This is a genomic window from Salinicola tamaricis (genome assembly GCF_003006155.1).
GTDB lineage: Bacteria > Pseudomonadota > Gammaproteobacteria > Pseudomonadales > Halomonadaceae > Salinicola > Salinicola tamaricis.
On sequence record NZ_CP023559.1, the window covers coordinates 1,444,661 to 1,456,893 of the forward strand.

Here is a 12,233-nt window from a genome sequence, read left to right on the forward strand (position 1 = left end):
TCGCTGCCAGTGAGTGAACAGCATTGTGCTTACGCTCTGTCGTCACCCTAGAAACATATGGACAGCAAATCAACAGCCCTCAACAAAAAGAGACATTCAAAAACAGCCTCACACCTCATCCCATTAAGACTTTGACGTGACAGAGAAACTCATGCCGGAACACGACACCTTTCAGAAACTACATCTCGATGTCGATAACGTTTTTTGCATCAGTGCAAAAGAAAGAGAGGACCGTCGCCAGCTATTGACGAAAGAATTCGAGTCACTGGCGAACAATATCGAATTCGTGCTCATTGAAAGAGACCTTGAAAACGGGGAGAGGGGATGTTTCAACTCCCATGTTCTATGTGCCAAGCTCGCCCTCGAAAGAGGCTATAAGCGTGTACTGATTCTGGAAGATGATGCGACACTGCTGCCTCTATCGCAAACTCATGCACGAAGAATAAACTTGTTCTTGAAACTCCGAAACCCTGAGCTGTTTATTTAGGGGGAATTTTGGGTCGCATGTGGACTATTCCTTTCCCCAACGTCGTACGCTGCAGGCTCACCGGCACCCAGGCTTATATACTGTCAAAAAAGGGCTGTGAACGCCTGAGCCGAATGCGCTATCAAGGTCGCGCCATTGATGGCAGCTATTGCAAAGAATTCAAGGCTTACAGCTCTTATCCAATGATCTCGCAGCAACAACCAGAATCCAAAGTTTCCAGTGACATCAATTCGTATCGGTCCCGCGACAAAAAAAGCCACATCAAGGACGAGGCTTTCTGGGAAAGAAATCACAAAGGCCAGCGCGCGGCACTGCGCAGAAACTGGCTGAGGACACTATTTCTACGCTTTTTATGAGTCAGTCCTTAGTCACAGCGCTCACGACAAAAGGAACAGAAACAATGAGACCAGATGCACGGGCAAGGCCCATGTGGAGATGAAAGAGAGGCGTTCGCTATTAATGCTCACGGCCATCAACTCCCAGAGTTTTTTGTGTTCTATAGAAGCTCATTGAAAGCACGGCCGAGCTTCTCCGCCTGCCGGCCATGAGAGTGAGCACTCGCCAACTTCGAAAGCGAATCCCCAGGGTGGTGAGGTCATCCTGCTCGATCAGTCGCTCAATACGCGCCACCCACGCCTGGATATCGCGACTATCGAGAATCAGATCGGCATGCGCTTCTTCGATCAACTCCGCTGCACCGGTGGTCCGCGAAAGCAACACCGGCGTACCGCAGGCCATCGCCTCTAACCCCACCAAACCGAACTCCTCGATATGCGCCGGCAGCACGAATAGATCCAGCGCACCATAAAGGGTCTCGACATCGCTGACCGTCGAGTGCCACTCGAACGCGTCGGCGATGCCGGCGGCTGCGGCCTGCTGGCGGTAAGGGGCAGAATCGTCCTTGCCCACTACCAGGAAGCGGCAGCGCCCAGGCAAACGCTGCGTTAGTGCCGCCGCCATCTCGACGAAGCCCGCCACGTTGCGCTTGGTGAAGTTGCCGGAGGTGATCAAGCCGATCAGGAAGGTGTCATCGCCAGCCCCGAGCGCCTGGCGCCGGGCGTGGCGATCCCCCCGAGCACGCTCGAGGTTGAACACCGTGGGGTCGTAACCGGGATAAATGATTCTATCTTCGTGGTCGCGATGCCGTAGCGCTCACACAGCTCTTCCGCCATCAGACGTGAATTGACCGCCACCTGAACGAAACTTGCCCCTCCCCAGCACGTGATCGTGGATCGCCGCGACCTCGTGCCCCGCCGGCAGATCGCGCCCATGGATCAGGCGGCTGGCGAGGTGCACGCAGTTGTGCATGTAGACCGTATCCGGCGTCTCGACGTCACCGTGACTCACCAGCAGTGCCGGACGCTGACGGCGACACCAGCCTGCACCCGACGGTTGAACCAGAAACGCCGGAAAGGGCCTTTCAACGGCCAGCGCCACAGGCGTACCAGCTCGGCACCGAGGCGCTCGGCCAGCGCAGGGCGGCCCGCTCAGCCAGAATGACCACGCGATATCCCTGCCTGCGAGAAATTCGGCCTGGTTCATGGCGACTCGCTAGCGCCGGTGCTCTTCCCACCTGACGAATGGCAATGGCCGCCAAGGGCTTGTGTGAATCGCGGGTCACGAGGCTTCCCCATGGGATGAAAACGAATAACAACGAACATCAAGTGCACCGACGCAACAGAGCTGGGTGCCTGGCAACGAATACGTGCCTAGGCGCCCGCTCTCCGGCACGGGTACAATGCCGCGCGAACAGTGGACGGCGCCTGGCCGTCAGTCAAACCGCCGGCTGACGATGGCGGCGCCAACGGAAACCGGCCATGGCTCTTTCGACCTATCATCACCGCGGTACCCACATCTTATACGATCCGGCACATCTCGCTCAGCCCGATCACGCGCTACTGCCCGCCCCGGGCCCGGCCTGGCTGAACCCAGCAGCGTGGCAAGCCAAGGGTCTGGTGGTGGGCTCGGCCCCCGGACGTGGGGCGAGCCAGTTTCTGCAGGTAAAAGACCAGGCCTGGGTACTGCGCCCCTATCGGCGTGGCGGCATGGTCGCCCGCGTCAATGAGCAGCGCTATCTATGGCAGGGCCTCGAGCGCACCCGGGCCTTCCGCGAGATGCGCCTGACCCTGGCGCTTTACGAGCGCGGCCTGCCGGTACCGGCCCCGGTGGCCGCGCTGGTCTGCCGCCAGGGTCCTACCTACCGTGCGGCACTGCTGACCCAGCGACTGGCGCACTCGCGCGCGCTGGCCGACTGCCTGGATCCGGATGCGACCGCGCTGCTGCATGACGTGGGGCGGGTCATTCGGCGCTTCCACGACGTTGGCCTCGACCATGTCGATCTCAACGCACGCAACCTGCTGATATCGACCGATCCGACTTCAGGTCGCAACAAGGTGTGGATGATAGATTTCGACCGCTGCCGCCTACGCCCGGCCGGGACCTGGCAGCAGCGCAACCTGGCACGTCTGGAACGCTCTCTGACGCGCTTCTCCACCGCGAACGCCAGCGCCCTCTTCGCCGCCATCTGCGATGGCTATCACGGCGCCGACGCTCCTGATCAAGGTTAGTCCCATGCACGACACTCTGAGACGCCGCTGGCTACCACGCTGGTCTTCGCCCTGTTGCAGCTACCGCTGGTGTGGCTGATCGCCCTGCGCTACACCCCCCTATCTGCTGGCTGCAGCACGATGCCATGGGTATCGCCTATCTGGATCCTGACCTGGATCGGGCACTTCGGCATGCTGGTGCTGCTCGGCTGGCTGCCGCTGGCATACTGGCGCTGGTGCTCAAGTCGCGCTGGCTATGGCTGCCGGCCACACTGCTGGGCGCGCGGGACTGTGTGCGCTGCTGCTCGATACGGTGGTCTACGCCCAGTACCGTTTTCACGTGAACCTGTTCATGGTGTCGCTGTTCTTGAACGACAAGAATGGCGAGATCTTCGACTTCACCACCTCCACCTGGCTGGTGGTCGGCGCCTGTGTCGTGGTGGCGCTGGCGCTGGAAGCCGGCTCGCCCGCCGGGTGATCATCGGCGATCGCGCGCGCCGCCTGCCCAAGGGCCTGATCTGCGGCGTGATTCTGCTGACGCTGATCGGCAGCCACGTCGTGCACCTGATCGCGGATGCTCGCTACATGCGCAGCGTCACCCAGCAGGTGGGCATCTACCCGCTGCGTTCCCGGCCACCGCCAAGGACTTCATGGAGAAGCATGGCTGGCTCGACCCGCGTGCGGCGCGCGCCGAGCGCGCCGACATCGACGGCAAGCAGGCGCAGAATCTCGACTGGCCCAAGCACCCGCTGAGCTGCCAGTCAGACTCGCCGCCCAACGTCCTGGTGGTGCTGATCGACTCCTGGCGCGCCGATGAATACGGCCCCGAGAACACGCCCAATCTCTACGCCGCACTCGACGCCAGCGGCCGACGCTATCTCGATCACTTCAGCGGCGGCAACGCCACCCGCAACGGCACCATGAGCCTGTTCTACGGGCTGACCGGCAACTACTACGCCTATCTGGACAATACCCAGACCCCGGCGCTTTTGATCACGCAGATGCAGAAGCAGGGCTACGCCATGGGTATCTTCGCCTCGGCCAGCCTCAACGGTATCGGCTTCGATCGCACCATCTTCTCCTCGATCGACTCGCTGCGTCTGCGCACCGAAGGGCCAACGCCTGCCGCGCGCGATCGCCAGATGACCGACGACTGGCTGGCCTGGCTGTCGCAGCAGGAGCAGTCAGACACGCAGCCGTGGTTCGGCATGCTGTTCTACGACGCCCCCCACGGCTACGACGTACCGGCGGACGCAGCCCAGCCCTATCAGCCTTCAGTCCAGGATATGAACTATCTGAAGCTGGGGCCGGATACCGACCCGACGCCCTACTTCAATCGCCACCGCAATGCTGTCCACTACGATGACACCCTGCTCGGCGAGGTGATCGACGATCTCAAAGCCAAGGGCGAGTGGGACAACACGCTGCTGGTGGTCACCGCCGATCACGGCCAGTCGTTCAACGACTTCGGCAAGAATTATTGGGGCCACAACAGCAACTTCGCCGCCCCCCAGACCCACGTGCCGATGATCGTGCACGGCCCTGGCGTCGACCCCGGCACGGTCGACGGCATGACCAGTCATCTCGACGTGGCACCGATGCTGATGCGCCATGCCCTCGGCTGCACCAACCCGCTCTCCGACTATGCCCAGGGCGTCGACCTGCTCACCCCGGGTATCGATCAGCCCTGGGTCCAGGCCAGCAGCTACCTGGATTACGGCATCATCGAGCCGTCGCGGATCACCGTGATCGACGGTGCCGGCCAGTGGCAGATTCTCGACCACCGCCTCGATCCGATTCCCGGCGCTGAGTTCTCGCCCGCGGTGTTCCAGGCGATGCAGACTTTCCGTCAGTTCTATCGCTAGGGCATCGACGGCTACAATGGACGCCCCCGGGCCCCGGGCGCGCGTCCATCGACGACTCAGGATACAGCCATGGCTAATATCACCGGCGTGGTGATCACGCTCAACGAAGCGGACAACATCGAAGCCTGCCTGGCCTCGCTGAGACGCGTGTGCCAGGAGCTGATCGTGGTCGATTCCGGCTCGCGCGATGCCACCGTGGCTCTGGCCGAGGCCTGCGGCGCGCGCGTCATCAACCAGCCTTATCTGGGCGACGGTCCGCAGAAGAACGTCGGCCCGGCAGCCGCCAGCCATCGCTGGGTGCTGTCGCTGGACGCCGACGAGCGTCTCACCGACGCGGCGGTGGCCACGATCGGCGCCCTCGATCTCGAGAACACGTCGCACGACGCCTTCGCCCTGCGCCGGCGCAACTTCATCGGCAGTCGCTGGGTAAAGCGCTGCGGCTGGTACCCGGACTACTGTCTGCGACTCTACGATCGCCAGCGCTGCGCCTTCTCCGACTCGCGCCAGCACGCCTCGGTACAGGCACACCAGCCGCACCGGCTCGATGCCGATCTCGAGCACTACTCCTTCGCCAACCTGGGCGAGCTGTTCGGCAAGGCCAGCGGGCGCTTCTCCAACCGTGCCGCCAAGATCATGTATCTGAAGGGCAAGCGCGCCAATGCCGGCTCGCCGGCGCTGCACGGTGCCAATGCCTTCGTGCGCAAGTACCTGTTCCAGGGCGGCATGCTGGGGGGGCTGGACGGCCTCTCGGTATCGCTCTCCGCGGCGGTCAACGCCTATCTCAAGTACGCCAAACTGCTCGAACTCCAGCGTGACGCCCGGGTGCGCGACGCCGAAGATTTCGACAAGGTGTGGTGAACGCATGCCGGCTACCCCCTGCATGTACGCCACGTCAATCTCGCCCGCGGCTTCGTGGCGGCGAGCGCCAGACGCTGCTGCTGATCGAGGCGCTGGCACAGCTCGGACAGGCCCAAGGCGGTATCACCCAGAGTCTGGTATGCCGACGCGACTCACCGCTGCGCACGCAGCTGACAACCCCGGAGGTGCAACTGATCGATGCCGACCACGCCCTGGCCGGGCATCTGCGTGGGCCGCGCCCCAGTCTGGTCCACGCCCATGAAGCCAAGGCGGTGCACTGGGCCTGGCTCGAAGGGCGCCTGCGCGGCACGCCCTACCTGCTCACTCGACGCGTGCCCCAGCCGGTCAAGGACAAACCCTTCAACCGCCTGACCTATGGTGCTGCGGCCCGCGCCGTGGCGATCTCCTCGGTGATCGAGACCCACCTGCGCCAGCGCGCCTGGTGCCCGGTCGAGCGTATCCCCAGCGTGCTCTCCGGTCAGTACAGCGACCCGGCGCGGGTCGCGGCGCTGCGCCAGCGTTTCACCGGTCACCCGGTGATCGGCCACATCGGCGCGCTGGTCGACCGCCACAAGGGCCAGCGGATCCTGCTCGACGCCGCCCGCCGCCTGCGTGAAAGTCACCCCGAGGTGCGCTTCCTGCTGCTCGGCGAGGGTGAAGATGCGGATGCGCTCGCGGCCGAGAGCCGGGATCTCGACAACGTGATCTGGGAAGGCTTCCAGCCCAACGTCGGCGACTATCTCGAGATCATGACGCTATTCGCCTTCCCTTCGCGCAACGAGGGCCTGGGCTCGACGCTGCTCGATGCCATGGACCATGGCGTGCCGATCGTGGCGAGCCGGGTCGACGGCATCCCGGATCTGATCGAGGATGGCGTCAGCGGGGTGCTGGTGCCGCCCGCCGACGGTGCTGCCCTGAGCGCGGCGCTGGCGAGGCTGCTCGACGATCCGCCACGGCGCCGGGCGCTGGCCACGGCGGCCCGTGCGCGTTTGGCGGCGTTCACACCGGCAGCCATGGGCGCGGCCTACCTGGCGTGTTATCGGCGCATCCTCGATGAGCGCGGACCACAGTCGCCCGGCACCTGACCTCAAGCAGGCGGCAGGCGTGACCGCGCCCGCTGCCACGAACAAAACAATGAGCGGACGGCGGGCACCAACAAGGCGCCGGCACCGAAGACGACACCATGAAGCTACTCATCACCGGCATGGCCGGTTTCATCGGCCACGCCGTGGCCAGGCAGTTGGCCCCGCGGGATCGAGATAGTCGGTATCGACAATCTCAACGACTATTACGACGTGGCTCTCAAGCGCGCGCGCCTCGCCGATCTCGAATCCTATGCCAACGTGCGTTTCGTCGCCTGCGATCTGACCGATCGCGACGGCATGCAGGCGCTGTTCGCGCGCGAACGCTTCACCCGGGTGATCCATCTGGCCGCCCAGGCCGGCGTGCGCTACTCGCTCGAGAATCCCCACGCCTACACCGACAGCAACATCAGCGGCCATCTCAACGTGCTCGAGTGCTGCGCGCATCACGCCATCGAGCATCTGGTCTATGCCTCCTCCAGCTCGGTCTACGGCATGAACCCCAAGGTGCCGTTTTCGACCCAGGACAACGTCGATCAGCCAATCAGTCTCTACGCGGCTACCAAGAAAGCCAACGAGCTGATGGCCTATACCTATGCCCACCTGCATCGTCTACCGGTGACGGGGCTGCGTTTCTTCACCGTCTACGGCCCCTGGGGGCGACCCGACATGGCACCGTTCAAGTTCACCCGGGCGCTGCTGGCGGGCGAACCGATTCAGGTCTTCAACCATGGTGACATGCAGCGTGACTTCACCTATATCGACGACATCGTGGCCGGGGTGACGCGTATTCTCGAGGTGATCCCGCTGGCAGGCAGTCTCGATGCCGACCCCGGCAGCCAGCGCCCGCCCTACGCGCTCTACAATATCGGCCATGGCAGCCCGGTGGCGCTGATGGACTTCATTCACGCCCTCGAGAAGGCGACCGGGCGCCAGGCACGCTGCGACTTCCAGCCCATGCAGCCGGGCGATGTGCCGCGAACCTGGGCGGACACCGAAGCCTTCTTCGCCGCCACCGGCTACCGCCCGCGAATCGGCGTGGATGAGGGCGTGGCACGCTTCGTCGACTGGTATCGGCGCTTCTATCGTGTCTGACATCATGAGGCGCCAGGCTTTGTACGAAAACTACCTGCGCTCGGCAATACGGCGTTAAAAACCGGCTCAGAATGCTCATTTACACTCCGTAAACTCCGCGTTTTCGCCGATTTTTTGCCTTGTCTTGCCTTCGCTCGCTGACTTTTCGTACAAACCCTAAGGCCATGATCAGCCCGGGCAGCGCAATGGACGGCGACGTGGCATCATGGCGCGCAGGATGGCGCCCCAGGCGCTCACCAGATCTATCAGCGGAGCGGTGGCATGAGCAAAATTCGGGTCGGGGTGATCTGCGGCGGCAAGTCGGCGGAGCACGAAGTCTCTCTGCAGTCGGCGAAGAACATCGTCGACGCGCTGGACCGCGAGCGCTTCGCGGTCAGCGTCATCGGTATCGACAAGCAGGGGCGGTGGCATCTCAATGCGGCCGATGACTTCCTGCGCCATGCCGATGATCCGCGGCGTATCGCACTCAACCCATCGGCGGGCGATCTCGCCCTGGTTCCGGGCCGCGCCAGCTCACAGCTGGTCGCCGCCGACGAGGCGCGCCAGGTCCTCGATCAGCTCGATGTGATCTTCCCCATCGTCCACGGCACCCTGGGCGAGGATGGCTCACTACAGGGGCTGCTGCGCATGGCCAACCTACCGTTCGTCGGCTCCGGCGTACTCGGCTCCGCCGTGGGCATGGACAAGGACGTGGCCAAGCGGCTGCTGCGCGATGCCGGCATCCCGGTTGCCCCCTTCGTCACCTATACCCGTCACAGCGCCCGCGAAGCGGACTTCGAGGCCCTGCGCGACACCCTGGGGACGCCGCTGTTCGTCAAGCCCGCCAATCAGGGCTCCTCGGTGGGCGTCAGCCGGGTCGAGAGTGCCGCGGCGTTCACCGAGGCCCTGGACCTGGCTCTGGCGTTCGATCACAAGGTGCTGGTCGAGGCCGCCATCGACGGCCGCGAGATCGAGTGCGCGGTGCTCGGCAACGAACATCCCGAGGCCAGCGTCTGCGGCGAGATCGTGGTTTCCCAGGGCTTCTACTCCTACGACACCAAGTATATCGACGACGGCGCGACCATTGCCGTGCCGGCGGATATCGAAGAGGCGGCGAGCGAGCGTATCCAAGCGCTCGCGGTGCGCGCCTTCCAGGTGCTGGAATGCGCCGGCCTGGCTCGGGTGGATGTCTTCCTGACGCCGGCGGGCGAGGTGGTAATCAACGAGATCAATACCCTGCCGGGCTTCACCCGTATCAGCATGTACCCCAAGCTGTGGCAGGCGAGCGGGGTGACCTATCCGGCGCTGGTGACGCGCTTGATCGAGCTGGCACTGGCGCGTCACGCCGCAGACGAAGCTCTACGCAGCTCGCGCGACTGAGAGGGTGTTTGCAAAATGTCTGCGCTCGACAATACGGCGTTGAAATCGACCTCAAAATGCTCATTTATCCCCTGTAAACTCCGCTTTTTCGGTCGATTTCGCCTTAGCTACGCGCCCCGGTCTGGCCTTCGCTCGCCGAATTTGTAAACACCCTCTGAGATTCTTACGCAAAGTCGGCGAGGAAGCCGGTCACCGAACGGTCATGATAAAGTCATCCTGACCCGCCGCGAGCCGGCACGCTCGAGCAACGGCAATCAGGCGGTACCCGGGATGGGTGCCGCGCCTCAGCGGACGTTCACGGATCGAAAACGTCATGACTCTCTCCCGCAATACGCGACGTTGGTTTGCACTTACTTACATCGGACTCTGCATCGGCTATGCGGTCATGGTGATGTGGGTGTTGCCCTGGTGGACCCCGGCGCTGCTCGCGCTGGCCTGGCTGGTACCGGCCCATCGCTTCGGCTGGGGTGCCCCCGAGCAGCGCGCGGCGCGGCGTCGGGCGTGGCCCTGGTCGCTGCTGCCGCTGGCCCTGTGGTGGGTCTATATCTATCTCGACGACAGCTTCGGCAAGCTCGATCTCGGCGCGGTGATCTTCCACCTCCAGGCTGGCATCGAGGAGAACGGCAGCACCGACCGCCAGATCGCCGGCGCAATCTACACCCTCGCCGCCATCTTCATGCTGGTATGCGTGACCTGGCTGGTGCGCGCAGACCACCGCTGGCGCCTGTGGGAGCGCGTGCTCAGCCTATTTCTGCTCGCCTTCAATCCGCTGCTGTTCGGACTCTCGCTGCGTGGCGCCTCGGTGATCGACGACAACGCCTCGTGGCTCGCCGATCGCTATCGTCCGCCGCAGATCGTCTCCGCCCCGAAGCAGCCGCCCAATCTGATCTATCTCTATCTGGAGAGCACCGAGCGCACCTATGCCGATACCCAGCGCTTCGGTAATGCCTACGAAGACCTGGCCGCGCTGGGCCAACGTGGCGTGGTCTTCCACGGCGTTCAGCAACTCGACAACACCGGCTGGACCATGGCCGGCATGGTTGCCAGCCAGTGCGGCGTGCCGCTGATGCCGGCGGGGCTGATGCACGACAACCAGTTCGAGCCGCTCTCCGACGTGCTTCCCGGCGTCGACTGCCTGGGCGACCTGCTCAAGGCCAGAGGCTACGCGCTGACCTTCATGGGTGGCGCCAGCACCAAGTTCGCCGGCAAGGCGAAGTTTTATCGCGGCCACGGCTTCGATACCGTGCTGGGCAAGGACGAGCTGCTGGATCGGGCCCCCAAGGACTACCTCAACGATTGGGGACTCTATGACGACACCCTGCTGGGCCTGGCCGAGGCGCGCATCCGCCGCCTGCACGACGCCCACAAACCCTACGCCTTCTTCGGTCTGACCCTGGCTGCGCATCCGCCGTTCGGCCATCCGTCACAATCCTGCCGCGACAATCAGGGGCCGTTCGACGGCTCCGACATTCTTTACTCGGTGAAATGCACTGGTTGGCTGGTCAAGAACTTCATTGCCCGGCTCGATGCCGATGGCCTGCTCGACAACACGCTGGTGGTGGTGTCCAGCGATCACCTGTCGATGAAGAACTCAGCCTGGGAACAGCTGATCGCCGGACCGCGAGAAGATACTCTGATCCTGCTGGGCAAGCACCAGCGCCCTCGTCTGGTCGAACGCCAGGCCAGCATGGTCGACGTGCTACCGACAGTGCTCGAGGCGATGGGCTTTGGTGTGCCCGACCATCGCGCCGGCCTCGGCGTCTCGCTACTGTCGTCGCAGCCGACGCTGGTCGAGCGCTACTCGCTGGAGGAGCTCAACCAACGCATGCGTAGCGAGAACCGGCTGCAGGAGGAGCTATGGAACGGCGTCAATTAGCACGCCGTCCTGTCGCGTTCCTCTTGATGCCCTTCACCGCTGCCGCGCGTCGCGTCCCTACACAAGCGCCTACTATCCAGGCGTGTATAGGAAGCGACGCAAGGTGATGGACGCTGCGCCGATCTCTGCTGACGCGGCGCCGGCCAACTAAAGGGCTCCTCGCCACGGGTTGGATCCAGATCACCCGGCTCGCGCGCCGGCAGACACCCTGGCAGCGCCGCGGCGACCCGGGCCAGCGCCCGTTCGCCCCGCGCGCCTTGGACCACGCGCTCCCACCACTGGCGATGGACGGCGCGAACCAGCACCGGAATCGACGGCAGACCCAGCCGCTGGGCCATCGCCAGCCGATGCAGCCCGCGATTGATCTTGAGCAGCGTGCCGTCACGGGTCACCGCCACCCCCAACTCATCCTTGCCAAGGCTGGCATCGAAGCCATGGGTAGCCATATGGTCGAGATAGCCTAGGTAGGTGTGCAGATAGGCAAGGATCTTCTCTTCGGAGTCGAGCACCAGGCCCTGGCTGCGCGAGCGCCAGGGATTACCCGCAGCCAGCCGAGAGCGATACTGGCGAAAGCGTTCGGTGCGGGTGAGATCGTCGCGATTCTCATCCAGATCGCTGATGAAGCGATAGCGTGAACCGAAGCGCAGGTCTCCCCGGCTGCGGTCCCAGTCGCCATCCCAGATAAAAGCCGACGACGGATTCTTTTTGCCGCCCACGCCCGCGGCGTTGCGATCGCGAATCAGCTGACGCGGATCGATCTCGACTACCAGCGCAGCGCCCAGCCGCGCATCGACCACCCGGCGTGGTAGGCCTCGCCGGGCCACCAAGTCACCGCCCGGCCAACCCCGCTGCCAGTAACTGAAGAGAGCGGTTTCCAACGGCCGTACGACGCCCTGCTGGAAGGTACCACGCAACCGTATCAACCCACGTGCAGCGGTCTGCTCGATCGCCGGTTCTGACGCGCGCATACCATCCTCTCGCTCCCACCCATGGCGAGAGTGCTCGGGCGCCGTTGTCGGCAGCGAGGGGCAGGCGTTACGGGACATGATCGACTCGATTCTTCGG

General features: G+C 63.8%; 13 protein-coding genes. 10 read left to right on the forward strand and 3 right to left on the reverse strand.

Features of this window, described 5'->3' with window-relative positions:
• Positions 1-151: 151 nt before the first annotated feature.
• The gene (locus CN538_RS06745) at positions 152-487 is read left to right on the forward strand and encodes a glycosyltransferase family 25 protein (RefSeq protein WP_106418938.1); all 336 of its coding nucleotides are present in this window, start codon (positions 152-154) and stop codon (positions 485-487) included.
• A gap of 17 nt (positions 488-504) precedes the next feature.
• Positions 505-843 carry a hypothetical protein gene (locus CN538_RS19805; RefSeq protein WP_129591314.1) on the forward strand — a complete coding sequence of 113 codons (339 nt, stop codon included), beginning with the start codon at positions 505-507 and terminating at the stop codon, positions 841-843.
• Between the two features lie 100 nt (positions 844-943).
• On the opposite strand, the gene CN538_RS22225 is transcribed toward CN538_RS19805, so the two are convergent.
• Complete coding sequence (locus tag CN538_RS22225; protein WP_242495617.1) at positions 944-1,582, reverse strand: glycosyltransferase family 4 protein; 639 nt, start codon at positions 1,580-1,582, stop codon at positions 944-946.
• 57 nt (positions 1,583-1,639) lie between these two features.
• Positions 1,640-1,834, reverse strand: coding sequence for a hypothetical protein (locus tag CN538_RS22230; protein ID WP_242495618.1), 195 nt, complete (start codon positions 1,832-1,834; stop codon positions 1,640-1,642).
• A 470-nt stretch (positions 1,835-2,304) separates the two neighbouring features.
• Here CN538_RS22230 and CN538_RS06755 point away from each other — a divergent pair, with 470 nt between their 5' ends.
• From CN538_RS06755 to CN538_RS06785, 8 genes are all read left to right on the forward strand, one after another.
• Entirely contained in the window at positions 2,305-3,054 is a 750-nt protein-coding gene (locus CN538_RS06755; protein ID WP_106418939.1) for a 3-deoxy-D-manno-octulosonic acid kinase, read from the forward strand.
• 235 nt (positions 3,055-3,289) lie between these two features.
• Entirely contained in the window at positions 3,290-3,511 is a 222-nt protein-coding gene (locus tag CN538_RS22235) for a DUF3413 domain-containing protein (protein WP_242495619.1), read from the forward strand.
• A 172-nt stretch (positions 3,512-3,683) separates the two neighbouring features.
• Entirely contained in the window at positions 3,684-4,898 is a 1,215-nt protein-coding gene (locus tag CN538_RS06760; protein WP_242495620.1) for a sulfatase-like hydrolase/transferase, read from the forward strand.
• 69 nt (positions 4,899-4,967) lie between these two features.
• A complete protein-coding gene (locus tag CN538_RS06765; RefSeq protein ID WP_106418940.1) occupies positions 4,968-5,756 on the forward strand; it encodes a glycosyltransferase family 2 protein in 789 nt (262 codons plus the stop codon).
• Positions 5,750-6,841, forward strand: coding sequence for a glycosyltransferase (locus CN538_RS06770; protein ID WP_242495621.1), 1,092 nt, complete (start codon positions 5,750-5,752; stop codon positions 6,839-6,841). Before CN538_RS06765 ends, CN538_RS06770 begins: the two co-directional genes overlap by 7 nt.
• Before the next feature lie 210 nt (positions 6,842-7,051).
• Positions 7,052-7,933 (forward strand): NAD-dependent epimerase/dehydratase family protein, encoded by an 882-nt coding sequence (locus CN538_RS06775; RefSeq protein ID WP_340638283.1) that lies wholly within the window; start codon positions 7,052-7,054, stop codon positions 7,931-7,933.
• A 261-nt stretch (positions 7,934-8,194) separates the two neighbouring features.
• Positions 8,195-9,292 (forward strand): D-alanine--D-alanine ligase, encoded by a 1,098-nt coding sequence (gene ddlA, locus CN538_RS06780; RefSeq protein ID WP_106418941.1) that lies wholly within the window; start codon positions 8,195-8,197, stop codon positions 9,290-9,292.
• A gap of 391 nt (positions 9,293-9,683) precedes the next feature.
• The gene (locus CN538_RS06785) at positions 9,684-11,168 is read left to right on the forward strand and encodes a sulfatase-like hydrolase/transferase (RefSeq protein ID WP_242495762.1); all 1,485 of its coding nucleotides are present in this window, start codon (positions 9,684-9,686) and stop codon (positions 11,166-11,168) included.
• On the opposite strand, the gene CN538_RS06790 is transcribed toward CN538_RS06785, so the two are convergent.
• Positions 11,165-12,136: a hypothetical protein gene (locus CN538_RS06790; protein WP_164999525.1), complete on the reverse strand. Its 972-nt coding sequence runs from the start codon at positions 12,134-12,136 to the stop codon at positions 11,165-11,167. The two genes, CN538_RS06785 and CN538_RS06790, sit on opposite strands and share 4 nt — an antisense overlap.
• Positions 12,137-12,233 lie beyond the last annotated feature (97 nt).